A 26,805-nucleotide genomic window follows, 5' to 3' on the forward strand; every position below is an offset into this window, starting at 1 on the left:
CCTGAGGCCTCCCGTTTGGGGCATGCAGGGTTCGCGTGTCCCGGCGCGCACGCTCGCCGGGTTCCGGCGGACCGGGTCCGGACCACCCGCCACGGGTCGGTCCGGGCCCGGTTCCGTAGGATCGGCCCGTGACAACGGGGACGGGGATCGGCTGGACGCCGCCGACAGAGACCGAACGGCTGCTGGGGGAGGCCGGGGCGGGCGGAGACCCGGAAGCGGTGCTCGACACGCTCTCCCACTGCCGGCTCCATGTGATGGTCGCCCGGCTGCACGCCGACGCCCCGGGATACATCGCCCCGTTCCCCTCGCAGCACGACCCCGTGACCGGGCGGATGTGCGTCCCGGTGCTGACGTCCGGCATGTTGCCGCCCTGGCATCCGGAGTGGGTGTTCCGCCGGACGACGCTGACGGAACTCGCCGGACGCTGGCCGGACAACAAGTGGCGGCTCGGCGTGAACCTCGCGACGCCGGGCGCGTTCACCCTCGACGCCCGCCCGAAGCACCGCAGGGCGTGGCTGTCCGCCGACGCGCGGTCCGCCGGTCCGCCGGCGGGCAGACTGCTCACGGACAGCGGCGGTCCGCTGCACGGCCCGGTCGCGCACGGCCTGGCCGTCGGCGCCCATCTCGCCGTGCACAACGGCCTCGTCTGGAACCGGCTCGGCACCGCCTACGCGGATTACGAGTCGGACCTCGCGTGGCTGCGCAATCCGTGGGGGATCGAGAACCGCGCCGACCACCGGCAGACCCTCGACGCGCTGATGGCCACCCGTTTCATCGGCCGCACCCATGAATCGGTGCTCCGGATCCGGCGCGCGCTGGCCGACCGGTTGGGGCGGACACCCTCCCTCCAGGAGTGGTCCGAAAACGTCGGCGGGACGTTGGGCCGGCGCGGCGCGGCGGCCACCGAGCCGGCGGAGGCGGACGAGGCGCTCCGGCGCATCGCGCGGTACGAGGCGCGGTTCCGTGCCGACGGCGTCCTCGCCCCCGGGGGCAGGATCGACACGCTGTCCGCCTTCGACCACGGCCGTGCCGTCAATGTCGTACGGATGGGACTGGGGGCGCGCTACTGCGACCCGCAGGAGGCCGAGCGGGCCGTTCTGCGGATCGGTGAACTGGCCCGGCGGACGTACGGCTCCTGGGAGGAGTTCTCCCTCGGCTACGCCCTGACCCGGCTGATCATGTTCGACGGCGAGGACGATGCCGAGGAGAAGTACGCGCAGTCGCTCACCCAGCACCGCATCCTCACCCAGGATCCGACGAGCCCCTACCGGAACATCCCGTGGTCATGAATCCCCACCAGCCCTCCCACTCCCCCAACGTCCCGGTGTACGGGGCCCCTTGGGCCGCTCCCACCGTGACCGAGCATCTGCTGCACGAGGCCGGGGCGCGCGGTGACGTGGAGGCACAGCTGCGGGTGCTGGCCGGTGCGCGCCTCTACATCCTGGCGCCGAAGGCGGAGGTCGACGCGGATCCCGACATGGTGGTCTGGCGCTCGTACCGGGACGGGGCGGGACGTTCCGGGCGCCAGGTGCTCACTCACGGCATGCTGCCGCCCTGGCATCCCGAATGGGTGTTCCACCGGGTCTCCCTCAAGTGGATCGCCGAGTTCGACTGGCACGACCCGCAGCAGCTACTGGCGGTCAACCCCGGCAGCCCGGCACAGGTCCTTCTTCCCACCACCGCGCAGCACCGCGCGATGTGGCTGCGGTGCTACGCGGAGAACGACCGGCCGTCCGGGGGCCGGCTGATCGCACTGCGGCACGGTGCGCTGCACGGGCCGCTCGCCCACGGTCTGGCCTGCGGCGCGCATCTGGCGATCGGGAACGGCGTGCCGTGGAACGAGGTCGGTGCGGTGTACCGCGGCTACTCCGACGAGCTCGAACTGCTCCGCGACCTGTGGGACATCACCGAACGCACTGGTTGGCAGGAACAGTTGAACTTTCTGCTGGACGGCCGGAACAGTCCACCGGAACCCGATTTCGCGCTCCGGGTGCGGGAGCGGCTGCGGGCCTCCCTCGGCGGGCCGCCGCCCGTCGACCTGTGGCGCGAGACCGCCGCCGGGCACGCCCAGGACCTCGGGCTGGGCCATGACACGGTCCTGCACATCGAGGAGCTGGTGCGGCGCATCGTCCGGTACGAGGCACGGTTTCGCGCCGACGGACTGCTGCCGCCGGACGGGACGGTCGCCACCACGGTCGCCTACGACTACGGGCGCGCCGTGAACCTGGCCCGCTGGGGGCTGTCGGCCCGGTTCTGCCATCCGCACGAGGCCGAGCAGGCGATCGTGCACGCGGGGGCGCTGAGCAGGTCTGCCTACGGCTCGTGGGAGAGCTTCTCCGCCGGGTACACGCTGGGCAGGGTGCTGCGCTTCGACGAGGAGCAGTACGGCACGTACTACGAGCAGAACGTCACCGCCCACCGTCTGCTGACGGAGGACGAGGGCAGCCCGTGGCGGAACATCCCCTGGCGCTGACCCCGGTCCGTACCCGATCCCGCGGCCCCCGGCCGGCCGCACCGCCGCTACGCGTTCGGCGAAGCTCGCCCAGAGCGTAGAGCGACGGCTGCGGGCCTGCCGTCCGCGTACGTTCGGGGCATGGACATCGTCGAAGTACTCCCCCAACTGCACATGTTCCGCTTCCGCATCGGCCAGGCGTACCTGTGGCGCGACGGCACCGGCCTCACCCTGATCGACGCGGGTGACATCGACGCGGCGTCCGCGATCGAGGACGGGGTGCGCGGCCTGGGCCTGGACCCGGCCCGCATTTCCCGGATCGTGATCACCCACGGGCACTGCGACCACTACGGCGCCGCGCAGGAGCTCGCCGACCGGTACGGCGCCGAGATCCTCGCCCACGGCCTGGACGCGGCGGTGATCCGGGACGAGGAGAAGATCGCCGACCCCGTTCTGCTCGACTGGGAACGCCCGCTGTGGGAACACGCGCGAACCGTTCCCCCCGCCCCGCCGACCCGGGTGGACCGCGAACTGGCCGACGGCGACGAGCTCGGCTTCGGCCCGGGGGCCCGGGTGGTCCATGCGCCGGGCCACACCCCCGGCTCCATCGGGATCCATCTGCCGCGCCACGGTGTGCTGTTCACCGGGGACTGCGTGGCCGGGGTCGACCGGGTGATGCTGGGCGTGTTCAACATCGACCGGGCGCAGGCCGTGGCCTCGTTCCGGCGGCTGGCCGCACTGGAGCCGGCCACGGTCTGCTTCGGGCACGGCGATCCGCTCACCACCGGCGCCGCCGCGGCGCTGCGCAAGTCAGCCGACCGGGACTCCGGCCTCCAGATTGAGCACGGTTGACCGCTCGCGGGCGCGCAGTGCCCAGCGCAGCCGTTCGTACCGGGTCGGGGGCAGCATGGTGGCCGCCTCCTCCTCGGTGACGAACCGCCAGCCGCGCAGTTCGGAGCCGGGCAGCAGCAGCCGTCCGGCGTCCGCGCCGGTCAGCAGGCCGCCGTCGAACAGCAGCCGCAGTCCTCCGTAGCCGGGCGGGTGGGGCGCTTCCCAGTCGACGACGAGGAGTTTCGGCACCCGGTCGAGATGGATGCCTATCTCCTCGGCCACTTCACGGATGCCCGCCTGGGCGGGCGCCTCCCCCGACTCGACCACTCCGCCGGGGAATTCCCAGCCCGGCTTGTACGTCGGGTCGACGAGCAGCACCCGGTCGTGTTCGTCGAAGAGCAGGACGCCGGCCGCCACGGTCTCGGCGGTCGGCTCGGGCGTCTGCACGATCTCGCACGGGGGCGCCGCCCCGCTGCTGACCGCCTCGGCGATGCGCCCGGCCGTCTCGGACGGGGTGAGCGCGCTGGTGTCGATGGTGTGGGCGTCCCGGGTGAGCCAGTCCAGTGCCGCCCGGTAGGGCTCGATGTGCTGGTAGGCCCACTGCCGTATCCGCTCGCTGTGCTCCGGATCGTCGGGGAACTCCACCCGGTCGGCGATCCGTTTACGCAGGATCGTTTCCTCTGGTGAGAGCAGGACATGGCGCACGGGGATGCGCCGGGAGGCGAGCCCTCCGAAGATCTCGTCGCGGTACTCCTGCCGCAGCAGCGTCATCGGTACCACCAGCACCCCTGGCACCTCGGCAAGCAGGGCCGCCGCGGTGTCCACCACCAGGCGCCGCCAGATCGGCAGGTCCTGGAAGTCCGTCACCTCGGCGAGTCTCTTCTGGGGCAGCAGATGGCGCAGCCCCGCGCCGATCAGTTCAGGGTCGTAGAAGGTGCTGTTCGGGATCAGATCGATCAGCTCGCGCGCGGCGCTCGTCTTGCCCGCGCTGAAAGCACCGTTGATCCAGACGATCATTGATACTCCACAACTGGTAGGCCGCTGAACAGGGGCGGAGCAGTATCACGCAGGTCATCTGGGAGCGGCATGGGAAAAGGAGGTGTCCATGACCCCGCGCCCACTACTTCTTTCTCCCATACGCGCTGAAGGTACTCCCCGATTCGCTCCTCCATCGCGACTGTCACCTCGCTGTACACACCCTCCACACCCGGAAGCTCATGCCCCATTCGGGCCTCCACTGCCACGCGTGGCATGTCACCCGGCTCGTCCAGCTTCGCCTTGTGCCAGTGCCGCAGCCGGTAGATGTCCTGCCCGGCCATCTCCGGGACCGCCGGCATCGCGGGCCGCGCCCACCGTGCATACCGCGGCCCGGAGTCCCGCTTCTCGGCGCCGTCCCGGATCGGGTACCAGTAGTCCCGCTCGAAATCCGTTCCCAGGAGCGGCTTTCCCATGACGGACAGAAACGTCCACGGCTTCTCATGAGACGCCGGCAGAGCCTCATGCATCAGGCCATGGCCACCCTCAAGGGGTGGCGTCTCCTGCGGAAGCTCCGCTGCAGCACCAACCGGATCACCGACGTCGTGAAGGCCGTCCTCGTCCTTCACCATGCATCAGCGTGAGGTTGGAAAACGCTCAGTAAATGATCAAACGGATTGTGGGGGCACTGCTGCCCCTCGTCAGCTTCGGGCTGCTGTCGTTCGCCCCGTTCCTGTACCTCATGCTCACCCGCAAGACCGGGCGCGATCGGACCTTATTCGCCGTCTTCACCGCCGCGAGCGTCGTGGAGATCGTTCTCATCGCGCTCGTCGGGCGTGACACAACCGAGGGCCTCGCTGACTTCCTTGTCGGCGTCTACATCGTGGTCCTGGCCATCGTCGCCGCGGTCATGACGTTCGTCGAGCTGCGCCCCGGTAAGGAAGCGGCGGCCATGCCCGGCCGCGCCTACCTCTGACCTATCCACACCATCCGTTGTCGCGTACCTCAATGCCATCGAGGTACGCGACAACGGTCACCCAGCACCGGCTCCCGAACATGTCCGCCGAATCCTCACCACCAGGCGCGGGCCACCGGACCGGATCCTGCACCACTTCATCGATCAGCTCCTGGACCTCATCCCGGGCCTGGGCAGTGGGCAGTTCGGCGATGACCTCTGCGGCCAGCCACTCCAGTACGGCGCGCACCCGTGCCTCCAGTCCATGCGCCGTCGTCGCGGGGCGCTGCGTCGGCCGACCGCCATCCGGCCGTGCTGCCGCGCCTGATCCGCCTCATGGTCCTCAGCGCACCGGGCAGAAGACCGCGTGCAGGGTCGCCTGCGGTCGTCAGCAAAACGTCAGTGAGACGTCAGTGAGACGTCAGGAACGCCGCTCAGGATCGGGTTGTTGTCTTTCACGCACTACCCTCAGGAATCCGAATACATGAAGAAGCGCATGGCCGCCGTCGCCACGCTCGCCGCCGCCGCGAGTCTCGCCGTGGTCGTCCCGTCGACTGCTCAGGCCGCGAGCGAGTGCAAGAGCGGTGGACAGGCCTACATCTGCGAGTACGGCGTCACCACCCACACTCTGCCGGACGGGACCAAGCAGGTCTTCGCGGTGGCTCCCGCCCACAACGTGGTGACCCGGTGGGTCGAGTCCGATGGCGACTGGAGCCGCTGGGAGTCGATGGGTGGCTACGGGCTCAGCAAGGTCAGGGCCTTCAATAATTCGAACGGAACTACCCGCATCGTCGTCACTATGGAGGACGACAACTGGGAGCGTAACCGCCAGCTCAGCGGGTACTGGACCCCGTGGAGTCGGGTAAACCCGGGGTAGCCAACCCCTGAATTGCGCGCCCCCGCGAAACGCCGTCATCACGGCTCGCGGGGGCGCGCTGCGTTGATAAAGACGCGCTCAATGAGTCTACGGGGCGGTGCGGTCGACCTTGGTCACCCGAGCAGACCGAATGTCCGCCTCCAGCAGCTCGCTTGCCGCAGCGAAGACCAGTGGCAGCGCGGCCATGTCGAAGTACTCGCGTCCTCGTACTGGCTTCATGCCTGCTGACTTGAGCCTGAGCAAGACTCCCTGCTCCAAGTGCCACGCCAGGTCATCCGGAAGTCTCTTCAAGAGCCATCGGACCGTCATGTACCCGTCCCGCGCATGCTGGGCCAGCCGGAGCTGTCCCTCGCCGTTCGTAATGCCGAACTTCACCCGCCCCGCAGGATCGTCAGTCACGACGTAGAACACATCCCACCCCATGCCCAGGCATTTCCGGCAGATCCCGCCGCCCTGCTGCACGTTGTTAGGCGTCGGAGTGCTCTCATGCCCAGCCGCGCACCGAACCCGATGGGCTGCGATCGAGCCTCTCCACTCCTCTTCGAGGACGGTGCCACCCAGTTCCGCAACCCTGGCCCGAAACTCCGTTTCCGCCGTAAGCGGGTCCTTGCCCGAACACGCCCGGCAGAGCGCTCGGCGGCCTGCCGCGATCTCCCCCGGCCTGGGCGCTGCAACGTGGCCGAGAGCGCAGCGCACTCGGTGTGGCGCACTGGACCCGAGATATTCCGGCTCAAGGACTACGCCGCCCAGCTCCGTAACCTGCGCTTGGAACTGCATCCACGGGGTAGCGGGATCCCGCCCACCACAAACCAGGCAGATGCTTCTGCCTTGCTGCACGTTGTTCGGTCGAGGGGCCGTCTCATGCCCTACAGCGCAACGCACCCGATGGGGCGTCTGGCTACCAAGCCACTCGTCCTCAAGGACCGTGCCACCCAACTCGGCGACCTGCGCCCTGAACGCTTCCCAAGCCGTCTGCGAGTCGATCCCGGCGCACTTCCGGCAGATGCCCTTGCCCTGTGACACATTGGACGGGACGGGGGCAACGTCGTGTCCAGCCGCGCAGCGCACCTGGTGAGGCTTATCGGAACCGAGCCACTCGGCCTCGAGGACGGTACCTCCCAGCTCGGCCACCCGGCTCTGAAAAGCTGCCCACGCCTTCCGTCCCCGCGTCACGAAGGACGCGAGCCTGCCGCACGTCGGGCAGATCCCTCGGCCGCGGGCCAAGTTGGAGGGGAGGGGTGTCGACTCGTGCCCGTATGCGCACCGGACACGATGTGGCTTTCTGAAGCCGAGCCAGGTTGGTTCGACAACTGTCCCGCCCAGTTCCTGGACTCGGGCGTGGAAGGCGTGCCGAGCACGCTCTGCTCTGGAAGGAAGTACGCATACAGTGGTCACCAGTGGACTCCCAACTAGTCCGCGAAGCGGCCCTGGCTGGAACCCACTTCCAGGCAGGGCCGCACTACGACTTCCACTGTGCCAGGTGCCTCCGACACACGTCACCACGCCTCGTGCTATGACCTACCGCAGGTTCGTGGGGGTGCGGTCCACCGTTGTGACCCGGACCTTCTTGATGTCTGCCATCTCGCCCTTGTCGATCTCAGCCGGCAGCGGTGCGGTGTTGCCCTTCGCGGTACTGCCCTTGCCGACCTTGTCCGCAGTAACACCGGTCGAGCCAAGGACCCGCCCGGCACCATCAGCGCGCCTGGTCCCGCTTCCTCCAGGAAGGGAACCCGGTCGCCCCGACCGGCCGGGCCATGGTGTTCACCTCGCTGCGCCCCTACCTCATCCCCCGAAGGGACCTGGGCATCGCGCGGGCCGGCGCCCTGCTCATCTTCCGCAGCTCCTGGGCGCTCGCCCGGCGCGCCGCAGAGCTGACCGTGGCCCTGGTCAACAAGATCCGTACCAGCGAAAGCGCGGACGCGGCAGGGGACGAGCCAGACGGCGGGAAGGCCGAGAAGGCCCCCGCGAAGGGCAAGAAGGCCAAGAAGGGCGGGAAGGGGACCGGCAAGTCCATCAGCGTCGACACGCTCATCGGGGGCGCGATCATCACGGGCATGGGGGTGCTGTTCGTCGTGAACACCCTCGCCCCGCTCGCCGCCAACACGGTGACTGACCTGGCCGCATGGGTCATTGCCCACCCGGGGCCCGTACTCAGAGCAGCCGGGTGCTTCCTGGTCGTCTTCGTGCCCGTCGCCTGGGTCGTCGGCCGGGCCGCAGCCGAGGAGGACGACACCGCTACCAAGCCGGGCGCAGCAACCGAACAGCCCCCGGTTAACGAGGCTCCCGAGGACCAGGGCGAGGCACTGCTTAGGCACGTCGTGCAGGCCATGGCCGACACCGAGGCCACAAGGCATACCGGGCTGCACCTCGATGTGATCCTCGCTTCCGCACTCCTGGGCGGCCTTGTCCCCCGTGACACCGAAGTCCCCGAGCTGAAGCAGTGGGTGGAGGCCTGCGGGCTCCCCGTCGAGACCAAGTTCGGCAGGAGGGTTGAGGGCAAGTCGGTCACCCGTCCCGGGCTCCGCGTCGACGCGGTCACCAAGGCCCTGGGGAGGTCCCCCGCGGCGTGGCTCCAGGCCCGCTCCGAGGCCCCCGCCGAGGGGCCGACCAGCACCCCCGTCCGGCCGCCGGAGGAACCCTCTTCCACCCCCCTGGACAAGACTCCGGAGGCCCCCGTTCTGAGGGTCATTTAGGGGGCTGGATGAGCCCGTTCTCCACCCTTCCCCTCCCCCTTCCCAGAGACGCCCTCAGGGCTTCCGATAGACCGCTCTATCGCACCTCTGACCTGCGGTTCTATCGGTCCCCTAACAGGGCCCTGACGGCCCCCTAACGCCCCCTTCCCCCTCTCCGAGAGAGACCTCACCGGTCCACCGGCGGACGCTCCGGGCCCACCCGGAGCGCGCGCCGACCGACCGGCGGCCGAAGACAGGAGAAACCCATGTTCAACAGGAACAAAAACAAGACCGAGACCGCCCCACTCCCGTACCCGGCGCCCACACCCGGAAGCCACGTCCCGGACCAGGCCCCGCCCCCGGTCGGCTCCCGCATCCCCGACCAGCGCCGCAAGTGGCTCCAGGAGCAGGAAGACAAGAAGCAGCGCTGACCCCGTTTGTCGGTCCTGGCCCGTACCGTGGATGGCATCCCATCCGCGCTTCTGGCTGCTGCGCGCTGGACCCAAGGCCCCGCCCCGTCAACTCGGAGGCGGAGCCTCCTCGTATCCCCCCAGCCCCTCGCACAGGAAGAGCGCATCCTGGCGCAGTAGCCCCGCCCCCATTAGGGCGAGGCGTGGCGGGCGAGGCCCGCGGCCAGTCCCAGGTCGCCCGTAGAACTCCCAGCCTGCTCGTGCAGCAGAGAGGAGGCCCGCGCGAGCCAGCCCGAGGAGCCGAGCCGGTCGGTCGGGAGAATCGTCGGCACCGCACCGAGCAGCCGGCACAGCCGCTCCAGCGCCGCTGCGCATTCGGCCTCCGTCCGGCCACGGATCATGTACGACACCGACATACCCACAGTGTGCCGAACAGCGGACGGCCCCGTGAACGAAACCGGGCAGACGTGCAGTCAGGTCAGGCCTGGCGGCTTCGGGTCAGCCCTGGCCAGCCGACCGCGCGGCCCCGTGCTCCCAGCAGGAACGCCGCGCTCCCCCGCGGAAGTCACGCGAGGAGCCTGCACCCGCCCTGCAGCAACTACGCCGCACGCCAGGCCCAGCAACTCCGCCAAGGCGCTGCCCGCCCGGCCACAAGGCCCTCCCTGCATCCGCAACCTCCGCCCCTCGCATACCCCGGGCCGTATCCTCAAATCGACGTACGAGCACAAAGGAGGCGACATGCGACGAGACACCACAGACCAACCACGCGACGGCAACGGCAAGTACGAGTACGTACACACAGCCGTTCAACGCGACGCCGCCGCGTCCCTCCTCAAGGCGGAGGGGAAGACCTACCAAGAGATCGCCGACGAGCTCGGCTACTACGACCGCGGGCACGTTTGGCGCGGTGTCCAGCGGGCCCGGCGATCCGTCCTCCGCGAGCCCGCCGAAGAGCTCGTCCAAGTCGAGGCCGACCGTCTGGACGAGCTCTACGTGGAAGCCCTTGCGATCCTGGAGCGCGACCACGTGATGGTCTCCCATGGCAAGGTCGTGTGCGACGAGAACGGCGTGCCGATCCGCGACGACGGGCCCCGGCTCGCCGCACTGCGTGAGCTGCGCCAGATCCGCAAGTCGTACCGCAAGCTCCACGGCCTGGACTCACCAGCCAAGGTAGACATGGGCGGCGAGCTGAAGTACGAGGTCGTGGGCGTGGACCCCGGGAACCTTGTGTAGAAGGGGTGAGATGGACGGCACCGTCATCAGATACGAGCCGCGCGGCGGTGCCGCGGACCTCCTGAACTGCCGGGACGCAGAGGTCCTGATCTGCGGCCCGGCGGGTACAGGCAAGAGCCTCGCGATGCTTCAGAAACTACACCTAACCTGCCTCGCAGTCCCCGGCCTCCGCGCACTCCTGGTCCGCCAGACTCACGCCTCGCTGACCGGCACGACCCTCGTCACGTTCGAACGCACAGTGGTCGCGGCGGCCATGGCCAACGGGCTTGTCCGCTGGTTCGGCGGAAGCGCACGCCAGCCGCCCGCGTACCGGTACTCCAACGGGTCCGAGATCCTCGTCGGCGGCCTCGACCGACCGGAGAAGTTCCTCAGCTCCGAGCTCGACCGGATCGCGGTGGACGAAGCCACCCAGATCACGAAAACCGCGCACGAGACGCTCATCACCCGACTCCGTGGCGGAGCCCCGACATACAAGCAGATCGTGTGCGCTGCGAACCCCGCTCACCCCACGCACTGGCTGAAGCAGCGGGCGGACGTCGGGACCATGCGGCTGATCTACTCGCGGCACCGCGACAACCCCGCCTACGTCAACACGGACGGCACGCTGACCGAGGTCGGGGCGTCCTACCTTGCCAAGCTCGACGCCCTGACCGGAGTCAGACGTCTGAGGCTCCTAAAAGGGCAGTGGTGCGCAGCCGAGGGCATGGTCTACGAGAGCTGGGACGATGCCGTCCACCTGGTCGACGACTTCCCCGTCCCGGAGTCCTGGCCCCGCTGGTGGAGTGTGGACTTCGGGTTCTCCAACCCGTTCGTGCTCCAGTGCTGGGCTGAGGACCCCGACGGCAGGCTCTACCTCTACCGGGAGCTCTACCGCACCCAGCGCCTTGTCGAAGACCACGCGCTCGACATTCTCCGTCTCGTCCGGCGCTGCACCGACTGCTGCGGGTCCACGCGCGACGGGCACGACTGCCAGAAGTGCGAAGCATGTGCGCTGGAGTGGACAGAGCCGAAGCCGCAGGCGGTGATCTGCGACCACGACGCCGAGGACCGGGCCACACTCGAACGGCACCTGGGCCTACCGACCACCGCGGCCCGCAAGACCGTCTCCCCAGGCGTCCAGGCAGTGCAATCCCGGCTCAAAGTGGCCGGCGACGGGAAGCCGCGCCTATTCCTCATGAGCGGCGCCCTCACCGGCAGGGACCCAAACCTTGACGAGTCCAAACGCCCGGCCTGCACGGTGGAGGAGATCCCCGGCTACGTGTGGGCGGTCAAGCCTGGAGGGGACGCGAAGGAAGAGCCCCTGAAGAAGGACGACCACGGACAGGACGCACTGCGGTACGTCGTTGCCCAGCTCGATCTTGTCGGGCGCGCCCGGGTGAGCGCACCGTCCGGGCAGCGCGCCAAGCGGCCTTCGGTCGGGGCCGCACGCTACGGGCGGCGGATTGGTACGTAGCAGGCCCGCGGGCGGGACTCTCTGGGCGCCCACCATGGTGGGCGCCCAGAGCTTGTTCATGCGCCCAGGTGATCAGGCAGCCCAGCTCCCGTTGGACAGGGCAGTCGAACGGAAGTCGAAGTAGAAGCGGGTGCCGGTCGCCACGTTGGTCGCGAGTACGTTCCATTGGCCCCCCGTGGCCAGCGTGTAGTTCGCCTGGCAGTACGGCGACCCCGAGCTCGGCACGAAGCACACGGCGACGTAACGGTTGGTGTTGGGCTTGATGTTGATGTCGGAGCAGTTGCTCGTGGTCGTGAGAGAGGAGGAGCCAGCCGGGTAGTACCTGTTCCCGTCAGGCTTTGAGTAGGACTTGGCGCTGCCGTAGCAGGACGTGGCAACTCCTGCCTGGTTGGGCTCGTTGGCCTGCGCAGCCGGCGCGAGGGCCATGGTGCTGCCGACGAACGCGGCCGATAACAGGACAGCGGCGACACGCTTGCGAAGCCTCACAGATAGTTCCCCTCTGTCGGATCGGGACCTGCTGGTCCCTCTGGCGGCTCACAGTCCGTAGGCCCCAGCAGCGGGGCCCATACGAACTGGCTCCAGAAGCTACGACACATCCCACTTGACGGGTAAGCGCTTTATCCGCCAAGCGGGATGGGTTTGATGGGATTCTTGAGGTCGTTGGTGATGCAGAGGTAGTCCCAGCTGCCGCCGCTCATGCGCACCGTCTCCGGGATGGGCGTACGGGCGGAAGATCGGGAAGTGGCGGGCGTACTGCGCCGCCTCCGGGCAACGCCGTTCGTCAATCCCGTTGGTCCCGACGGCTGGGCGTGCGCCTCCCAAGTGCCCTGCGTGCGCTCCCGATGTGCTCTGCGCGGAACGCATTGGGCCAACCTACGTTGTTGCGGCACTGATCTGACCACTGAACGGGAGGCTCCCATGTCCATGCGCCGTACCGCTGCGGCCGTGTCCACGCTCGTACTCGGAGCGGGCTTACTGCTGGCGACAACAGAGTCTGCGGCAGCCAGCCCGGCCCAGACTCAAGACGTGACCTGCACCGGCCTCAAAGAATTTGTGGGCAGCGGAGGGCACAACGGAGCGTCCATCACGTGCCTCGGGAGTGGCTCCTTCACGTTGAAGATCTACTGCGTCAGGACCGACAACGGATACGGGTACTGGCACTACGGCAATAGGGTCGTGGCGCCCGGCATTTCCACGGCCTGGTGCGACCTGTACGCCGAGATCAAGGCTTACGGCGTCGTGTAGCCAGGAGAACGGCCGGGAAGACGAAGCTGCGGAACGTCTGCGTACCGGGCGAGCTATGGGAGGCCGCCATGGCGGAAGCGAAAGCCGAGGGGCGGACTTTGACCGCTGTCATCGTCGGCGACCTGCACCGCTACGTGAACCGGCGCCGCAGGGAGCGAGCGTCTGACGCGGACGCCACCCCGGACTTGACTGCCTGACTCGCGGCAGCGGGAGAGGGGCGGGCGTCGCTGCGCGGGAAGGTGGCCGTGGCCCCTTTTCCTCGGACTTGATGCCCCGGGGGCACCCCTTCACCACCACCTGTCGAAGTTCTCGGCCGGCCGAGTGGCCGCCAGGAGCCAACGGAACTTCGGGTCCCGGCCACCGGCGCCGTGTGGGGACGCGTACCGGTGGTTCTTCCGGCGACGGGTCCGGTTACCTGCGGGGTCCTGCACGGTCAGGCGATGCGGCCCGTGCCGGTCAGCGTCGTTCCCCATGAACTCCGGGTGGCGGTGGAGGTGGCGGGGCCTGGGTGGTGGCGTTGGTGGATGGGCGCGCGGCACGGGCCAACCGACGGCCTGCGGCCTCCCGGTACGGGCGCAGCTTCGGCAGCGGGGGAGGAGCTGGCACCGGACGTCGGTGACCGTAGCCCTTACTCGATCTGACGGTCCCGTTGGTCCCGTACGGGGACGTGCACCGAAGTTCTTCCGGCGGCACGCTCCAGCGCGGTGGGAGGATTGGGGCATGAACGCCATGCCTGACTACGATGCCGTCTCCCGGCCCGAGGACGCCCCGGCAAGATCACGGCGGGACCTGGACGATGCCTGGATCATCGCGAAGGGCATCCGGCTCGGCGGCTCCGCCAAGATCGTTGCGGCGCTGGAGGCTGCGCGCGCTGAGAGGGCGCTCCGCCCCGACCGCATCGAGCTGCTCGCCCACCCCGGCTGGGACCGCATCGAGGTCGAGGAGCGGCTCAACGAGCCCCGGCGCGAGGGCGTCGATTCAGTCGGCCTGGCGCGCCTCTACGGGCCGGAGAAGACCGACGCCCCGGGGCTTGCCCCCACCTGGGCGCTGGCCGCCTCCTGATACGGGTGGCTGCCCGGCACGTACGCAGACCGCGAGGCGGCGCTCCTTGCGTACGGGTACGTCCTCGGAGGGGAAAACCGTGGAGGGCTGGAGGAGCTGCGCGACCAGGTGGTCCGTGGCGAGCGCCGCTCCATCACGCCGGCCGACCTGATCGCCTTCGCCACCCGCTGACCAACACCCCCTGATGCCCGTAGTTTCCGCCCGCTCTCGGGCTGCCCCACCAGAGCATCACCAACACGAAGGAGCGGCACTCATGCCGAAGCCCCGCCCCACCGTCGACGAGCACACAACGTTCGGCCGGCGCCTCTCTGGCATCCATGCCGAGCTCGTTCACCTCAGTACCGAGCTTGCCCACCACTATCCGCAGAGCGGACGTGAGGCCGCCCCTCAGCGGCACATCGACAAGGCCCGCCAGGCTCTCCTCGACGCCTGCTACGGCCTCGAGAACCTTGCGATCGACGAGCACGGCGACGCGATTACGACCAAGGTGCACTTTCCGCGCTCGGAACACCGGCACGTCGTCGTACCCGCGCCGCCCGAACCAGCCGCTGCGCCGGAAGAACGCACCGCCCTGAACGACGCCTAGGACGTTTCTTCTGGATCACTCTCGCAGGGGCTGGTTGTCAGTGCGGCGTGGAAGAGTCCTGGGCATGACGATGCCGGAGGGCCTTGAGCGAGTGCTGCCTGAGATCGGACGCGACTTGTTCGACGTTCTTGTCATCAGGACCGACTTCAGCGACGACGAGTCGTGGAGTGCGGTGGTTGGGGAGTTGCGGCGGCCGTGGGGGCCAGGTAGTGAGTTTCCCGCGAGAGTGCAGCTGGTTGATGCGTCCGCTTGGTCAGGGGCGACGGCTGACGAGGTTCTTGCCGCGGCGGTGGATGAGGATCTGAGCGTCGTCTTCCTCGCTGACCGCGAAACAATGGAGTCGCCGGCTCGGGCGTTGCTGGCTCTGTCGACCGGCTGGGAGGACGAGAGCGAGCTCGACCCCGTCTACTACCAGGAACTCATCGAGTCGCCGGAGCCCAGGGAGTTTCGAGCCGTGCCCGCCGCGGTGCACGGCATCCAGGTGGACCTGGCGCTCGGCAACGTGGACTTCGCAGAGTACGCCGGGGCTGCTTCCGAAGAGCCTGATCAGGTGCTGCGGCCCATCTGACCGGAATGGCGGGCGGCCGTTGCCTCTGCAGATACTGGCTCGTTCGTTGGGGCATTTCGTTGAGTGATGCGCAGTGGGCGCGGATCGAGCCGTTACTGCCGGACCGGAAGCCGAGGCGAGGCGGGCGGTGGCGGGATCACCGGCAGGTGATCGACGCGATCGCGTTCAAGTACCGCACCGGGATTCCCTGGATGGACCTGCCTGAGCATTTCGGTTCGTGGAAGGGCGTCCACAACAGGCTGCGAAAGTGGGCAGCTGACGGTACCTGGAAGAGGATCTTCACGAACCTCCTCGCCCAGGCCGATGCCGAGGGCGATCTGGACTGGGTCGTCTCAGTCGACTCCACGATCGTTCGTGCTCACCAGCACGCGGCCGGGGCACGCAAAAGGGGGGCTTCGGTCGAGGAGCCGGACCATCATGCACTGGGGCGGTCTCGTGGTGGACTGACAACGAAGATCCACCTGGCGGCCGATGGCCGCTGCCGCCCGCTGGCCTTCGTTATCACCCCCGGTCAGGCTGGTGATGCCCCGGCATTCCCGGAGGTGATGGCGGGGATCCGGGTGCCTCGGCCGGTCGGCAGACCGCGAACCACGCCCATGATGATCCTCGCGGACAAAGCGTATTCGTCCCGCGCGATCCGCATCTACCTGCGGCATCGCGGGATCCGGGCGGTGATTCTCCAGCCTGCCGACCAGACAGCGAATCGCAAACGGCTCGGCAGCCGTGGTGGGTGGCCCTCCGGCGTTCGCGCGCGAAGCGTACAAACAGCGGAACACGGTCGAGCGGGGCATCAACAAGATCAAGCAATGGCGTGGCCTGGCCACCCGCTATGACAAGACCGCCACCATCTACCTCGCCGCTCTCCACCTGGCAGGCATCTTCATATGGTCCGCAAGGTGATCCGAAGGAAACGTCCTAGTTGCCGGGGCAATGGTCAGCGTGCCGAGGCTAGAGCTTCTTGTTGCCGCCCTTGTTGACGATGCTCGCCTTCGCGCAGTGGCCCCACGTGACCTTGTCTTTCTTGGTCCAGCCGCCCCACTTGATCAGCGAAATGCCCTTGCCGTAATAGCCGATTCCGTACTTGTTGTTCTTGAAGATGTTGCCGCTCCCGCAGCCTTCGCCCTTTGCCGGGTCGCGCCACTCGCTGAGCATGGCATACGTGCCGGACTTGGTGAAGGTGTTCCCGCTGACGGTGTTGTTGCTGCTGCGGTCCCTGATCCTGACGGGGTCGCCGCTGATGGATGAGAACTTGTTGTTGGTGATGGTGCTGCCCGAGGTCCTGACCAGGTAGACCCCGTGCATCTTCCCCTTGTTCTTCAGGTTGGAGAAATTGTTCTTCGTGATCACGATTTTGGAGGAGTTCAGCACGTGGACTCCGCCGAAGCCGTCGGGGCCGCTGAGATTCTTGAACGTGTTCCCGGTGATCTTGACGTTCGAGACGTTCTTGAGACGGATGGCGTTCTGGTGGCCGGAGAAGGTCTTGCCGCTGATGGTGAAGCCGCCGGGGCCGCCATCGATGCAGAGCTGGTAGTCGCCCTTGGGGCATTTGACCTGCCCCGGATACTTGGCAGCTGCCGTACCGGCTGCGGCCGGGGTCGTTCCTGCGGTACCCAGAGCGGCCACTACGATGACGCCGGCGAGAGTAGCGCGAATAGCCTTTGCGCGCATGATCAACATCCCTTCACTGTTTGTGATTCAGGCAGATTCGTACTCCCGGTGGCTTCGCTGAGAAGCAGCCGGGGTGTCTACGCTGTACGTGTTGCCGCCCCGATCCTTGCCGCAGGGCGTGAGGAAGTTCAATGCCTTTCGGTTGTCGCCGAAGTGGCTGGTGCAGGCCCTACAACCTTGGGAGCGATTGAGTTCGGGGCGTGTTGGCCTGGCGGGTTGGCTGGTGGGTGATCAGCAGGCGGCCTGCCGGGCGAGCACCAGTTCCATGCTCGACTTGCGGCGGGTTGCCCGCCGGGCGGAGCGGTCAGAGACCAGAGCGGCGATCGCGAAGTGGGTCTCGGCGTAGGTCTCGCGGCGGCCGGTGAACCGCTGCAGGGGCCGCCACTGCTTGTACTCGGCGTTGGTGTGCTCCACGCAGATCCGCGCGGAGGACTGGCGGCGTCAACCTCGGCGACGGCAAGGACCCCTGGCCCAAGGCGCAGTACGACGCGATCGTCCGGGTGCAGGCCGCGTTGTGCCGGGCGCACGGCTGGTCGGCGAAGTCCGTGATCGGCCACCTGGAGTGGTCGAACGACAAGGTCGACCCCCGTGGTTTCACCATGCCGAAGCTGCGTTCCGACGTGGCCGAGCGCCTCAAGCACCCCGCGAGCTGGAACCCGAACGAGGAGGACCCCAGGGCAGGCATCACCAAGCGCGACATCTTCGACGCCGTCTGGAAGACCGATGCGATCGGCGGCCCGACGGACGCGGCGGACCACCAGACGAACCCCACGTGGCAGCCGCAGTCCATCCTGAAGGACATGCAGGCCCGCATCCGCTCCATGGACAAACGGATGGCCGCCCAGACCGCCGCGATCACCGCCCTCGCCGGCCAGCTCGGCAAGGGCGCCGACACCGCGACCATCGTCACGGCGACGGAGGCCGCGATCGACCGGGCTGTCACCGACGAGGTGGGGCCATGACAGTGTTCAGCGGCGCGTTCTGGGCCGCGACCGCCGAGCGGGCTGTGCGGACGGCCGCGCAGACTCTCCTCGCAGCCCTCGGGCTCACCGCGGCAGACGCCCTGGATGCGGACTGGGGCCAGGCGCTCGCGCTCGCTGGCGGCGCTGCGCTCTTGGCGGTGCTGACCGCGATCAGCGCGGCCGGGACCGGCGAACCGGGGCTCACCGAGATTGTGAGGGACCGGGAGTGACTCCGCCGCCGGGAAGCGATCGTGTCGCCGTCGAGCTGGCCGAGATGCGCGGGGAGATCAGGACCGGGTTCGCCGAGCTGAACGGGCGGCTCGACCTCGCGCTGCAGCGGACAGCCACCGCCGAGTCGGACATCTCTGCCCTGCAAGAACGGGTCGCAGCCCTGGAGCGCGGGCGGTGGCCGCTGCCAGCGATCGCCGCAGTGACGGGTGTCGCCGGGACAGTCACCAGTCTCGTTGCGCTACTTCGCTGATTACGAAGCCCTCGAGCGCGTGCGCAGCATCAGGGAATACGACGCAATTCGAGGTCACGACCTTCGGTTGTGTTCCGCGTTCGTTCGAAATGAGTGCGGCGCCTTTGCGGTGGGTAGCGGAAGTCGCAACTGCGGCAACTGCGGGATCGGGATCTCCTCCTTCTCCTTCTCCTTCTCCACTTTCACTCTCTCTGCCTTCTCGGAGCGCCAGGCTGCGGATATCCAAGCGGTCAAAGCGCAAGCAGCAGCAAAAGCCCCGCTCAGCGCTGCGGCAGCCGCTGAACCGTGGGGAGCGACAACGCCGAAGGGTAGCGTTACGAGCCCCAGCCCGAGACTGACAACGGCTCCACGAAGCGCCCAGCTTCGCGCGGATACACCAGTGTCGATCCACAAAAGGAAATTCACGAGCCGTCGCCGCATGGCGTCAGGATCTTTGGATACTGGAAGAAAGTCCCCGCTCTTGAATGAATGGCTTGACAGGAACGATGCGTACGCGACGGCCAGGGCGACTGAGGCTCCGAGGAAAATCACCGGGACCATGGCGATGGCGGGTGCCGCCCTGTTGTCCTTGACCGAGTAGATCAAGCCCAGAAGTGCTGTGTACGCGGTTGTCACGGCGGCAGCACTAGTGATCAAAATGTTGGTGCGTGTCAATGCGCGGTCAAGGGAGGTGCTGGCCGCGCTCAAATACGCGTCGCGGGTATCGACTAGTAGTTGGTTCGCGGTATCAGCGTCGAGTTCGCCCTCTCGATCCAGGTGCCGTTTCTGCCGTTCAATGTCCCGAAGGATCGTCTCTGGGGTGAACTCGGCAACCTCTCCATCGTGCTCCATCCATCGTGGAGAGTGTCTCTTTGACACCGTTCTCACCGCCTCAAGCCGAACTGAGGTGCAGGTATTTCTAGGATTGCAAAGGACCCCCGGAGAGGTCAAAGCGAACTTTGAGGGCTGTCCTGTGGTGGGCCCCCAAGTGATGTTGGCGCGCGGCTGGGCCAGGGCATCCTCCCCTTCCGCTATGCCGCAGTCACTACTAGACGATCAAGTCCTATGTCTTCGGTTGCATGTGGTGGCCGACGGGTTGGTGGGCGTGCTGGTTTCTCAGCGGTGCTGGCGGCAGCGCGCCACGACAGTGAGCATTTTCCAACCTCACGTTGAGGGTGCGCGGTGGAGAAGACTGCGGTGCTTCCTCGCGTATGCTCGCCCGACTGCGCCGTGGCGTCGGCCCGGCACCGATGGTCAGCTGCGGTCTTCGATGCTGCTGTCGGTGATCGCTCGGAACAGCTCGCGAGCCCGCTCGCAGAACTGCTCGATATCCGTGATGTCCGGCTCGTCACCGTCCGCCAGCATCCGAGCCTGGAGCTACTCAGAGCGCAGCCCGCCGTAGCGGGCCCGCACCTCCGTGGTCACCGGCTGGACCGCGATATGCAGGTGCTTGCGCGCGTCGCGGCCGTGCGACCACATGCAGACGTAGGTCTGCTCAGGTCGGCACAACGTCTCCACGACACGAGCGGTATCGCGCAGCAAGGGGCCGAGTTCCGCCGCTGCCGTGTCGATACCTCAAGGTGCCACGCGCGTTCTTCCGCGACCTGCGCGAATGGGAGTTGATCCCGCGCCGGTTCGACCCCGCCCACGCCATGAGGGCACCGCGGAGTGTTCGTGCTCTCATGGGCCCGGACTCGCGGGTGATCGCCGACGACATCTGGGCCGAACTGCTGTGGGCTGGCCTGACCGTCGAGCCAGGCGATCTACCGACTGCGGACGGCCGCACCGATCCGGTCGAACTCATCCGCGCCATCACACTGACCTGGCTGTTCGCCGGCCAACGCAGCGACGAGACAGCCCGGCTCCCGGTGGGCTGCATCCGCTGGCAGCACGACGGCCTGCCCATCCCCGGCGAATCCGGCGAAGTCCTCGCCCGCGATGCCGTCTGCCTGCGGGACGTTCCCGCCCACAAGACAGGCACCTCGTTCACCAAGCCCGTCGACCCACTGCTCGGCCAGGCGATCGAGGCATGGCAGGCCGTCAGGTCGGGCCAGCCGCCCATGCTCGACCGCAGGACCAACGAGCACGCCGACTCCCTATTCGCCCATTGAGCCCGCAGGGTGGCCAAGCACTACATCAACACGACGATCATCCCGATGCTCTGCCGCAAGGCCGGCGTCCCCACCGCAGACATCCGCGGCAACATCACCAGCCACCGGACCCGGTCCACCATCGCCAATCAGCTCTACAACGCCAAGGAGCCGATGACGCTCTTCGAGCTGCAGGAATGGCTCGGTCACCAGACACCAGAAGCAACCACCCATTACGCGAAGCTCACGCCCAACACCCTGGCCAGGGCCTACAGTGACGCTGGCCATTTCGCGAGGAACGTCCGCACCATCGAGGTCCTCGTCCCGAACGCTGATGAACCACGACCCGGTCGGTACCCCGGGTGATCGTCACGGACAAGCTCCGCTCCTACGGCGCCGCCGACCGCGACGCCATGCCGTCGGTCGAACACCGCTCGCCCAAGGGCCTGAACCGCCCGGTCTCGTTGCCGCACTTGCTGCCAGGGCCCGCGGACGCCCTCACCCGGACAGGAAGGGGATGACGCGCGCGTACGACGGGGCGCCCTGCGGCCGGCCGTTGACGCGCACGCGCACCGGCCCGCGCACCGGCCGCCGCCGGTGCGCGCATGGTGGGCATTACGAGATGCCGGGGAGCGCCCCCGCAGGCCGGTGCGGGCGGATCGCTGTCAGGCGTGGCCGCAGGAGCGCTGTCAGGCGTGGCTCAGCGGCACAGGGCCCTGTTCACGACATGGTCGACACGCTTCCTGGCCGCCTCGTCGGACAACTGCATGGTCACTGCGATGTTGGCGGCGCGACCGTCGTCGGTGGCGCCTCCCCTGGTCTCGTATCCCGGGAAGCTGCCGCCATGGCCCCAGTAGAGGCCGCCGCACGGCAGTGGTTTGCTCACGAGCCCCAGTCCGTAGCGTGCGCCGGGGCCGAAAGTGGCGTCGGCGGGTTGGGTTCCGGTGCGCATCTGGGTGAGCTGGGCTTCCTGGAGGAGGTCGCCGGACAGGAGCGCGGTGAAGAACCGGTTGAGATCGGAGTCGGTGGAGACCAGCTGACCTGCGGCCCACCCCCAGGAGGGGTCGATCTCCGTGACATCGACCAACGGCGCGTCGGCCGAATCCCGGTAGTAGCCCTTGGGATGAGCCTCACGGATGGTGGCGTCGCCCGGGGCCGGGAAGTAGGTGTGGTGCAGACCGATGCGCTTGATGATGCGCCGGTCCATCTCACTGGCGAGAGTGTGGCGGGTGACCTTCTCGACGATCAGCCCGGCCAGCACGTAGTTCGTGTTGCTGTACTTCCAGCCCTCCCCGGGGTCGAAGTCGGCCTTGTGCTGGAGAGCGATGCCGAGAAGCTCGCGGGGGGCGAAGTACCGGACGTCGTCGCCGAGGTAGTTGCTGTAATTGGGGAGTCCGCTGGTGTGCTGGAGGAGCTGACGGACAGTGATGCGGCGTCCGTCGATGCCCTCCCCGCGTACCAGCCCTGGCAGATAGGCGTCGACCGGTGCGTCGAGGCGGATCTTCCCTTCGCCGACCAGTTGCAGCACGACCACCGCGGTGAACGTCTTGGTGTTGCTGCCGATCCGCACCTGCCCGTCCCTGGGCACCTTCGAGCCGGTGGCCAGATCGCCGACTCCTGCGGTGTAGGTACCGGTATGCCCCGCACGGTCCGTGACGCTCGCCAGTGCGGCGGGCAGGCCATCGGAGTGCAGCAGCGTGTTCAGGCCCTGCTGGACGGTGTCCGGCCCAGGGGGGGCGGACACCGCGGGCGATGCCAGTACACCCACCGTCAAGACTCCCACGACCATTGCGGCCGCGGCTCCGCGCCGGCGCCCCCGCCGCTGCCCGGAAGAACGAACCCTCTGGCATGCCTGCTCGCGCACGAGCCAACTCCTCTGCAAACAATGGGAAACAGCGGTATGTGCCGGAACCCACATTTCCGGATGCGACCGCCCCGGACGATCCCGCTACCCGGCGGGCTCCAGGTAGGGCTACCCCCCGGGACCGGGCGCCGCCGCCGAGCACGCGGCGCTCTGGCCCCGCTGGTCGGGGCCCGGGTCCTGCGCGCCACTCTTCACCCGGGCCGTTCATCTGCCGCGCGTCGCTTCCCGGTACACAGCCGTCAGCGCGTCGTCGATGGGCTGGTGCTGCGGCTTCCCTCAGGAATCCGCATCGGCGATCCCGGACGCGCCGCGCCCTATCCGGTCGGCCTCGCGCACCTCGGCCCGTACACCCGGCACACCCACGCGGTGGACGGCATCCAGATGGACTCAAGAGGTCCCGGACCAGGGCCGGCCGACGGGCTCGCATTGCCCGCCGCCACGTCACCGACCAGGCGGCACTTTCCCCCTCACGACTCAGCCGAGCCCTGACCCACACCATCCGTGAGCTGCTGGAACGACTCCTGCCACCCCGCAGGCAACGCTCCAACCCCCGTGTCATCAAACGCAAGATGTCCAACTGGCACCTCAAACACACCCACCACCGCAACCCACCCCGACCACCCGCAGCAGCAATCACACTGGTCCCGCCCACCAAACCAACCAGCAAGCACCAGAAAAACACCTAAATCACCGATATTGCTTCTAGATGAGTCATTCCGATGTGATCAGTGGTCATAAGCGATCAAGGATCGTATGACGGGCTGGCCGGTCTTGTGGTTGTGCCAGATCGCGGCGGCCAGCGCGAGGATGCGTTGGGCGACGCGGACGGCGACACCTTCGAAGGTCCGGCCACCGTGCTGTTCCAGGTCGAGCTGGCCTTTGAGGGTGTCGTTGACCGACTCGATCAGCTGCCGCACCGACTTCAGGAGGCTCTCGCCCTTGCGCTTCTTCTCACGCCTGAAGGAAGGACGCAGCAACTCCGCGCCCCGGAAGGCCAGATCGGCCTCGAACTCCTTGGAGGCGAAGCCCTTGTCCGCGATCACCAGCAGGTTCGGCCGGTCCGTGGTCAGGTGTGGTTCGCGGTCCAGCATCGCCGACAGCACCTCCCGCTCGTTCAGCTTCGGGTTCGCCAGTGCCCACAGGATGGGCATCCCGGTCGGGGTGCACATCAGGAACAGGCGCAGGCCCCAAAAGAACCGGGAGTGCGAGGCGCAGTACCCGTATCCGGCCCAGCCGGCCATGTCCGACCGCTTCACCGTCGGACGCGAGCGGCCGCACTCCACCGGCGTGGAGTCGGTGATCCAGTGGTTGTCGAACCAGAAGTCGGTGTCCGTCGCCAGGATCCGTATCGCCCGCTTGATCAGCGGCAGCGCGGCCCGCAGCCGCTTGTTCCACCCTGGCTGCTTCGGTATGTACGGGAACATCGCGCCCAGGCGGGAGCGGACGAATCGTAGCCACCTTGCCTCCGAGGTGAAGCCCAGCATCGCCTGGGCGACGGCGAGGCAGACGAGTTCGGAGTCCGTCAACTGTGGCGGGCGGCCCAGCCATCGGGCATCTCCGATCTCGTCGTCGATCTTCACGTACAGTGCGGTGAGCAGGGTGTCCAGGTCGCTTGTCACAGAACGATCTTGGGCGCCCTGCCTGCGTTCCCGGACACACCATCAGCAGAAGCCCGTTCAGAGGCGGGTGGCGGGAAGCGGTTCCACATCGAACGGGCGGGGCCCGAAAAAGCCGATGGATCGATCGCGCACCAGCGGTAGCGCCGCGTGGAGGTCTGCGCCGAGGTAATGCAGGGAGTCGAGACCGCGTGACTCCCAGATGGGGAACTCCCCGTCCGTGTTGCGTGACGCGCTGTTCCACAGCAGGGCATCGCCGTTCTCGCTCCACGCGAAGACTTCCAGGGTGGCAGCCAGGGACCAGTTGCCGTCCGGTTCCACCATCCAGTCGAATGCTTCGCTCTCTCCGTCTCGATAGCTCGCGCGGAAACGCCTCGTGGGCTGGGCGCCCCGACCGTGCAAGCCGTCGGCGTATCCCGGGCGGACCGGCGGGTAAACCAACCACAGTCCGAAGGCGCGTCCCCACCCCGCGTGGCGAACGAACGCACGATAGGAAGCGGGGAATCCCTCACCATCGGCGAAGCGGTATCCATCGAGGGCCGCGAAGTCGATGTGCTCGATCGTCGGTGAATCCCGAAGACGCAGCTCGGCCATTGCATCACTGATCATGTCGTGGATGCTAGCGATCGCACAGAACCGGAGCAGTAGTTGCCGGACACTTCCTCAGCTCAGCGGACCAAGACAAGACAGCGGATGACTGCCTCAAAGCGAGTGATGACCGAGAGAGCGCCAGGCCATACGCCAGCATTGGGAATAACTCGTCTAGGACATCTCGGCAGGGTGCCGGACGGCCCGCTTCAGTGCGGCCTCGACTTCGTACCGGTTCTGCCCGGTTGCCTCAGCGTGTGCGGTGATCGCCGCCTGCACTCGGGGCGCGGTCTCGACCGTCAGGCGGTGCTCCTGCTGCTCGGCCCAGGCCGCGCGCTCCAGCTCGATCAGCTCATCAGTCAGTTCGATTGCCACGTGGCCGGATCCTACTGGCTGAATCCAGGCGTCCCGAGTTCCCTCTCGACGTGGCTACAAAGTGAGGCCAGCAATGGCGCCAACCCCATCGAGAGCAAGATGCCAGGGGTACGCCTGCGGATTTCCTTGCTTCGGAGGGTGTGACTTGTACCCGTCCGGTCCGTCGAGGTACAGCACTCCTTGCGCCCGCAGGTCTGCAATGCTGCGGGCCACGGCTGGTTGCACGGCTTGGGCTTGGTTGAAGTACGGCATGGCCACTACCGGAACTCCGAGATGGACCCCCTCGGAGACCAGGCCCAGCGCGACCGTGTCCGCTATCCCGTTGCCCCACTTGTTCAAGCTCGTGCAGGACAGCGGGGCAACGAGCATGGCGTCCGCCTTTGGCAGAGCGTCCTGGTCCCCCGGCAGCTTGTACTGCGAACGGACTCGATACCCGGTCAGCTCCTCCAGCTCAGCAAGGCGCGGCTCCCACCATCGAGCAGCGGACGGGGTCAGGATGAGGCAGGTATCCCACCCCCGGGCCTGCGCTTGCCGGACGCCTTCGTCGACGTACTCGGTCGGGCCGGCCGCGCAGGCGATGAGGTAGAGAACTCGCTTCGTCATGCGGGGAGTCCACACCGCTCGGCGAGACGGCGCAAGTCTCTGCCGGGCACGGGGGTCGCTCCGACCACATCGGCGACAAGGTCGATTGTGGACTGTCGGCCGATAACCTCTTCCGGAGCCAGCCGAGCCGCTTCGATCAGTGATTCGGCAGCAGTCTCCTTCCGCCGTGTCAAGAGCTGAGCGCGTGCCATCGTGATGAGGTGCTGTGCCTGCCGCTCCTTCGACAGCCCGTACAGTGCTTCGTCCTCCAGATCGTCTGCGGCTTTGAGCGCCGCCCCTGCGTCATCGAGCCTGGTCAGCACATCCACTCGGTGCAGCTCGACGTTGGTGGGGCCGAACATGGTGTAGTCCTCGTCGAGGTCGGCGCCTTGCTGGTCAGCCACCTCGGCGGCCTGGTCCACGTGTTCACCTGCCTGGCGCACCGCAGCCGTCGACCGGCCCAGAGAGGAGGCCGCGACCGCCGCGGGCAGGTACAGCATGCCGAGCGTCGAGAGCCCCAGCGGTCCGCTGGCCTCCAGCTCCGTGGACAGACGCCGCGCCGCTCCCGTTGCGAATTCCACGGCTGTTCGGGGCTGTTGTTGGTAGATGAGCGACTTCGCTACCCGTCTCGACGCCGCACCGATCGCGACCGGGTCGCCAGACCGCTCTGCTGCGGCCAGGGCCCGGTCGGCGACCACTGCCGCCTGTACCGCCGTTGCCGGGCCGTACTTATGGAGGAACGAGGCTGTCAGCTGAAGGACTCGCGACAGCAGGGCGTGAGCCTCGCTGGCCTCAGCGCCAGCCCGCGCGGCGGATCGCCTGGATCCGACGATCAACATGGGCAGGTCGCGGCCGAGCGCCCCATAGCGGCAGGCCTGGAACGCCTCGCAGCAGTAGGTGAGTCGACGTCGCAGTTCCGCGAGCGGCGGGGGATCCCCGTCTTCGCTGTCGTCGCGGTACAGGACATCGATGACGGCAAGCGCTTCGACAGGTGGCGTGGTTGCCGGGGGCGGCTCGGGAGGCCCGTCCATCAGAAGTTGCTCCAGGGGGATGCGCAGGACCTCGGCCGCGCGCACCAGTACAGATAAGCGCGGGTCCTGCTGGCGCTGCCCGCCCTCCAGATCCTGCACCCACCTGCGGGTTTGCCCCATGAGGCGACCGAAGTCCGCCTGCGTGAAGCCGCGGAACCCCCGCCAGTAGGCGATGCAGCGGCCGATGCATCCAGTCTCCATGGAGCACTCCCCGAGCAGGGCACGCATTTTGCGTGCCCACACCTGTTCT

At 67.7% G+C, this 26,805-nt stretch carries 34 protein-coding genes and 3 pseudogenes; 21 read left to right on the forward strand and 16 right to left on the reverse strand.

Annotated features, from left to right (window positions below; all coding sequences use genetic code 11):
- Positions 1 to 128: 128 nt before the first annotated feature.
- The 3 genes from ACWCXX_RS06245 to ACWCXX_RS06255 all read left to right on the forward strand — a co-directional run bounded on the left by ACWCXX_RS06245 (position 129) and on the right by ACWCXX_RS06255 (position 3,304).
- Entirely contained in the window at positions 129 to 1,289 is a 1,161-nt protein-coding gene (locus tag ACWCXX_RS06245; RefSeq protein WP_451124849.1) for a DUF1266 domain-containing protein, read from the forward strand.
- Complete coding sequence (locus tag ACWCXX_RS06250; protein WP_451124851.1) at positions 1,286 to 2,473, forward strand: DUF1266 domain-containing protein; 1,188 nt, start codon at positions 1,286 to 1,288, stop codon at positions 2,471 to 2,473. The genes ACWCXX_RS06245 and ACWCXX_RS06250 overlap by 4 nt, the downstream gene beginning before the upstream one ends.
- A 120-nt stretch (positions 2,474 to 2,593) precedes the next feature.
- Positions 2,594 to 3,304, forward strand: a complete 711-nt coding sequence (locus ACWCXX_RS06255) for an MBL fold metallo-hydrolase (RefSeq protein WP_451124853.1) — start codon at positions 2,594 to 2,596, stop codon at positions 3,302 to 3,304.
- Here ACWCXX_RS06255 and ACWCXX_RS06260 read toward each other — a convergent pair.
- Both ACWCXX_RS06260 and ACWCXX_RS06265 read right to left on the reverse strand, forming a co-directional pair.
- Positions 3,263 to 4,300 carry an NUDIX domain-containing protein gene (locus ACWCXX_RS06260; protein ID WP_451124855.1) on the reverse strand — a complete coding sequence of 346 codons (1,038 nt, stop codon included), beginning with the start codon at positions 4,298 to 4,300 and terminating at the stop codon, positions 3,263 to 3,265. The genes ACWCXX_RS06255 and ACWCXX_RS06260 overlap by 42 nt on opposite strands.
- On the reverse strand, positions 4,297 to 4,734 hold the full coding sequence (locus tag ACWCXX_RS06265) for a hypothetical protein (protein ID WP_451124857.1): 438 nt from the start codon (positions 4,732 to 4,734) through the stop codon (positions 4,297 to 4,299). The genes ACWCXX_RS06260 and ACWCXX_RS06265 overlap by 4 nt, the downstream gene beginning before the upstream one ends.
- Positions 4,735 to 4,779: 45 nt before the next feature.
- Between ACWCXX_RS06265 and ACWCXX_RS06270 the strand changes: the two are divergent.
- Together ACWCXX_RS06270 and ACWCXX_RS06275 are read left to right on the forward strand one after the other, a co-directional pair.
- Positions 4,780 to 4,902, forward strand: a pseudogene (locus ACWCXX_RS06270) (IS5/IS1182 family transposase); the annotation flags it as partial.
- 20 nt (positions 4,903 to 4,922) lie between these two features.
- Entirely contained in the window at positions 4,923 to 5,234 is a 312-nt protein-coding gene (locus ACWCXX_RS06275; RefSeq protein ID WP_451124859.1) for a hypothetical protein, read from the forward strand.
- Position 5,235: 1 nt separating this feature from the next.
- On the opposite strand, the gene ACWCXX_RS06280 is transcribed toward ACWCXX_RS06275, so the two are convergent.
- Positions 5,236 to 5,463, reverse strand: a complete 228-nt coding sequence (locus tag ACWCXX_RS06280; protein WP_451124861.1) for a hypothetical protein — start codon at positions 5,461 to 5,463, stop codon at positions 5,236 to 5,238.
- A 234-nt stretch (positions 5,464 to 5,697) separates the two neighbouring features.
- Between ACWCXX_RS06280 and ACWCXX_RS06285 the strand changes: the two genes are divergently transcribed.
- Entirely contained in the window at positions 5,698 to 6,090 is a 393-nt protein-coding gene (locus tag ACWCXX_RS06285; protein ID WP_351632449.1) for a hypothetical protein, read from the forward strand.
- An 87-nt stretch (positions 6,091 to 6,177) separates the two neighbouring features.
- Here ACWCXX_RS06285 and ACWCXX_RS06290 read toward each other — a convergent pair whose 3' ends face one another.
- Positions 6,178 to 6,309 (reverse strand): hypothetical protein, encoded by a 132-nt coding sequence (locus ACWCXX_RS06290; RefSeq protein WP_451124863.1) that lies wholly within the window; start codon positions 6,307 to 6,309, stop codon positions 6,178 to 6,180.
- A 1,535-nt stretch (positions 6,310 to 7,844) separates the two neighbouring features.
- Between ACWCXX_RS06290 and ACWCXX_RS06295 the strand changes: the two genes are divergently transcribed.
- Together ACWCXX_RS06295 and ACWCXX_RS06300 are read left to right on the forward strand one after the other, a co-directional pair.
- Complete coding sequence (locus tag ACWCXX_RS06295; protein WP_451124865.1) at positions 7,845 to 8,783, forward strand: hypothetical protein; 939 nt, start codon at positions 7,845 to 7,847, stop codon at positions 8,781 to 8,783.
- 245 nt (positions 8,784 to 9,028) lie between these two features.
- A complete protein-coding gene (locus tag ACWCXX_RS06300) occupies positions 9,029 to 9,193 on the forward strand; it encodes a hypothetical protein (protein ID WP_451124867.1) in 165 nt (54 codons plus the stop codon).
- 170 nt (positions 9,194 to 9,363) lie between these two features.
- On the opposite strand, the gene ACWCXX_RS06305 is transcribed toward ACWCXX_RS06300, so the two are convergent.
- Positions 9,364 to 9,588: a hypothetical protein gene (locus ACWCXX_RS06305; RefSeq protein ID WP_451124869.1), complete on the reverse strand. Its 225-nt coding sequence runs from the start codon at positions 9,586 to 9,588 to the stop codon at positions 9,364 to 9,366.
- 322 nt (positions 9,589 to 9,910) lie between these two features.
- On the opposite strand from ACWCXX_RS06305, the gene ACWCXX_RS06310 reads away from it, so the two are divergent.
- On the forward strand, positions 9,911 to 10,405 hold the full coding sequence (locus ACWCXX_RS06310) for a hypothetical protein (RefSeq protein WP_451124871.1): 495 nt from the start codon (positions 9,911 to 9,913) through the stop codon (positions 10,403 to 10,405).
- Positions 10,406 to 10,415: 10 nt separating this feature from the next.
- Positions 10,416 to 11,858, forward strand: coding sequence for a phage terminase large subunit (locus ACWCXX_RS06315; protein ID WP_451124873.1), 1,443 nt, complete (start codon positions 10,416 to 10,418; stop codon positions 11,856 to 11,858).
- A 72-nt stretch (positions 11,859 to 11,930) separates the two neighbouring features.
- On the opposite strand, the gene ACWCXX_RS06320 is transcribed toward ACWCXX_RS06315, so the two are convergent.
- Positions 11,931 to 12,344, reverse strand: a complete 414-nt coding sequence (locus ACWCXX_RS06320) for a hypothetical protein (protein ID WP_451124875.1) — start codon at positions 12,342 to 12,344, stop codon at positions 11,931 to 11,933.
- A gap of 627 nt (positions 12,345 to 12,971) precedes the next feature.
- On the opposite strand from ACWCXX_RS06320, the gene ACWCXX_RS06325 reads away from it, so the two are divergent.
- From ACWCXX_RS06325 to ACWCXX_RS06345, 5 genes are all read left to right on the forward strand, one after another.
- Positions 12,972 to 13,103 carry a hypothetical protein gene (locus ACWCXX_RS06325; RefSeq protein ID WP_451124877.1) on the forward strand — a complete coding sequence of 44 codons (132 nt, stop codon included), beginning with the start codon at positions 12,972 to 12,974 and terminating at the stop codon, positions 13,101 to 13,103.
- 720 nt (positions 13,104 to 13,823) lie between these two features.
- Positions 13,824 to 14,165, forward strand: a complete 342-nt coding sequence (locus tag ACWCXX_RS06330; protein WP_451124879.1) for a hypothetical protein — start codon at positions 13,824 to 13,826, stop codon at positions 14,163 to 14,165.
- A 253-nt stretch (positions 14,166 to 14,418) separates the two neighbouring features.
- Positions 14,419 to 14,751: a hypothetical protein gene (locus ACWCXX_RS06335; RefSeq protein ID WP_451124881.1), complete on the forward strand. Its 333-nt coding sequence runs from the start codon at positions 14,419 to 14,421 to the stop codon at positions 14,749 to 14,751.
- Between the two features lie 64 nt (positions 14,752 to 14,815).
- Positions 14,816 to 15,319, forward strand: a complete 504-nt coding sequence (locus ACWCXX_RS06340; protein WP_451124883.1) for a DUF6924 domain-containing protein — start codon at positions 14,816 to 14,818, stop codon at positions 15,317 to 15,319.
- 5 nt (positions 15,320 to 15,324) lie between these two features.
- Positions 15,325 to 16,219, forward strand: a protein-coding gene (locus ACWCXX_RS06345; RefSeq protein WP_451124885.1) for an IS5 family transposase whose coding sequence is annotated in 2 segments (ribosomal slippage) — positions 15,325 to 16,062 and positions 16,064 to 16,219 — 894 coding nt in all. Because the reading frame shifts where the segments join, the coding sequence is not laid out codon by codon here.
- Positions 16,220 to 16,267: 48 nt separating this feature from the next.
- On the opposite strand, the gene ACWCXX_RS06350 is transcribed toward ACWCXX_RS06345, so the two are convergent.
- Both ACWCXX_RS06350 and ACWCXX_RS06355 read right to left on the reverse strand, forming a co-directional pair.
- Positions 16,268 to 16,996 (reverse strand): right-handed parallel beta-helix repeat-containing protein, encoded by a 729-nt coding sequence (locus ACWCXX_RS06350; protein ID WP_451124887.1) that lies wholly within the window; start codon positions 16,994 to 16,996, stop codon positions 16,268 to 16,270.
- A 222-nt stretch (positions 16,997 to 17,218) separates the two neighbouring features.
- Positions 17,219 to 17,401 (reverse strand): hypothetical protein, encoded by a 183-nt coding sequence (locus ACWCXX_RS06355; RefSeq protein WP_451124889.1) that lies wholly within the window; start codon positions 17,399 to 17,401, stop codon positions 17,219 to 17,221.
- Between the two features lie 26 nt (positions 17,402 to 17,427).
- On the opposite strand from ACWCXX_RS06355, the pseudogene ACWCXX_RS06360 reads away from it, so the two are divergent.
- The 3 genes and pseudogenes from ACWCXX_RS06360 to ACWCXX_RS06370 all read left to right on the forward strand — a co-directional run.
- Positions 17,428 to 17,949: pseudogene (locus tag ACWCXX_RS06360) on the forward strand (N-acetylmuramoyl-L-alanine amidase); the annotation flags it as partial.
- Entirely contained in the window at positions 17,946 to 18,179 is a 234-nt protein-coding gene (locus ACWCXX_RS06365) for a holin (protein WP_451124891.1), read from the forward strand. The pseudogene ACWCXX_RS06360 and the gene ACWCXX_RS06365, both read left to right, overlap by 4 nt.
- Entirely contained in the window at positions 18,176 to 18,430 is a 255-nt protein-coding gene (locus ACWCXX_RS06370) for a hypothetical protein (protein WP_451124893.1), read from the forward strand. The genes ACWCXX_RS06365 and ACWCXX_RS06370 overlap by 4 nt, the downstream gene beginning before the upstream one ends.
- 54 nt (positions 18,431 to 18,484) lie before the next feature.
- Here the strand turns inward: ACWCXX_RS06370 and ACWCXX_RS06375 are convergent, their stop codons facing one another.
- The gene (locus ACWCXX_RS06375; protein ID WP_451124895.1) at positions 18,485 to 19,261 is read right to left on the reverse strand and encodes a hypothetical protein; all 777 of its coding nucleotides are present in this window, start codon (positions 19,259 to 19,261) and stop codon (positions 18,485 to 18,487) included.
- 525 nt (positions 19,262 to 19,786) lie between these two features.
- Entirely contained in the window at positions 19,787 to 19,927 is a 141-nt protein-coding gene (locus ACWCXX_RS06380) for a hypothetical protein (protein WP_451124897.1), read from the reverse strand.
- A 62-nt stretch (positions 19,928 to 19,989) separates the two neighbouring features.
- On the opposite strand from ACWCXX_RS06380, the gene ACWCXX_RS06385 reads away from it, so the two are divergent.
- The 3 genes and pseudogenes from ACWCXX_RS06385 to ACWCXX_RS06395 form a co-directional block, all read left to right on the forward strand.
- Positions 19,990 to 20,520: a hypothetical protein gene (locus ACWCXX_RS06385; RefSeq protein WP_451124899.1), complete on the forward strand. Its 531-nt coding sequence runs from the start codon at positions 19,990 to 19,992 to the stop codon at positions 20,518 to 20,520.
- Between the two features lie 9 nt (positions 20,521 to 20,529).
- Positions 20,530 to 20,865, forward strand: a complete 336-nt coding sequence (locus ACWCXX_RS06390; protein ID WP_451124901.1) for a hypothetical protein — start codon at positions 20,530 to 20,532, stop codon at positions 20,863 to 20,865.
- Positions 20,856 to 20,975: pseudogene (locus tag ACWCXX_RS06395) on the forward strand (IS6 family transposase); the annotation flags it as partial. The gene ACWCXX_RS06390 and the pseudogene ACWCXX_RS06395, both read left to right, overlap by 10 nt.
- Before the next feature lie 224 nt (positions 20,976 to 21,199).
- Here the strand turns inward: ACWCXX_RS06395 and ACWCXX_RS06400 are convergent.
- The 6 genes from ACWCXX_RS06400 to ACWCXX_RS06425 form a co-directional block, all read right to left on the reverse strand.
- Complete coding sequence (locus ACWCXX_RS06400; RefSeq protein ID WP_451124903.1) at positions 21,200 to 22,363, reverse strand: serine hydrolase domain-containing protein; 1,164 nt, start codon at positions 22,361 to 22,363, stop codon at positions 21,200 to 21,202.
- 725 nt (positions 22,364 to 23,088) lie between these two features.
- Positions 23,089 to 23,982: an IS982 family transposase gene (locus ACWCXX_RS06405; RefSeq protein ID WP_451124905.1), complete on the reverse strand. Its 894-nt coding sequence runs from the start codon at positions 23,980 to 23,982 to the stop codon at positions 23,089 to 23,091.
- Positions 23,983 to 24,039: 57 nt separating this feature from the next.
- Entirely contained in the window at positions 24,040 to 24,588 is a 549-nt protein-coding gene (locus ACWCXX_RS06410) for a hypothetical protein (RefSeq protein WP_451124907.1), read from the reverse strand.
- Between the two features lie 153 nt (positions 24,589 to 24,741).
- Positions 24,742 to 24,942: a hypothetical protein gene (locus tag ACWCXX_RS06415; RefSeq protein ID WP_451124909.1), complete on the reverse strand. Its 201-nt coding sequence runs from the start codon at positions 24,940 to 24,942 to the stop codon at positions 24,742 to 24,744.
- Between the two features lie 54 nt (positions 24,943 to 24,996).
- Positions 24,997 to 25,545 (reverse strand): flavoprotein, encoded by a 549-nt coding sequence (locus ACWCXX_RS06420; protein ID WP_451124911.1) that lies wholly within the window; start codon positions 25,543 to 25,545, stop codon positions 24,997 to 24,999.
- Positions 25,542 to 26,756, reverse strand: a complete 1,215-nt coding sequence (locus ACWCXX_RS06425) for a helix-turn-helix domain-containing protein (RefSeq protein ID WP_451124913.1) — start codon at positions 26,754 to 26,756, stop codon at positions 25,542 to 25,544. The genes ACWCXX_RS06420 and ACWCXX_RS06425 overlap by 4 nt, the downstream gene beginning before the upstream one ends.
- Positions 26,757 to 26,805 lie beyond the last annotated feature (49 nt).

It is taken from the genome of Streptomyces sp. NPDC001732 (assembly GCF_053596315.1).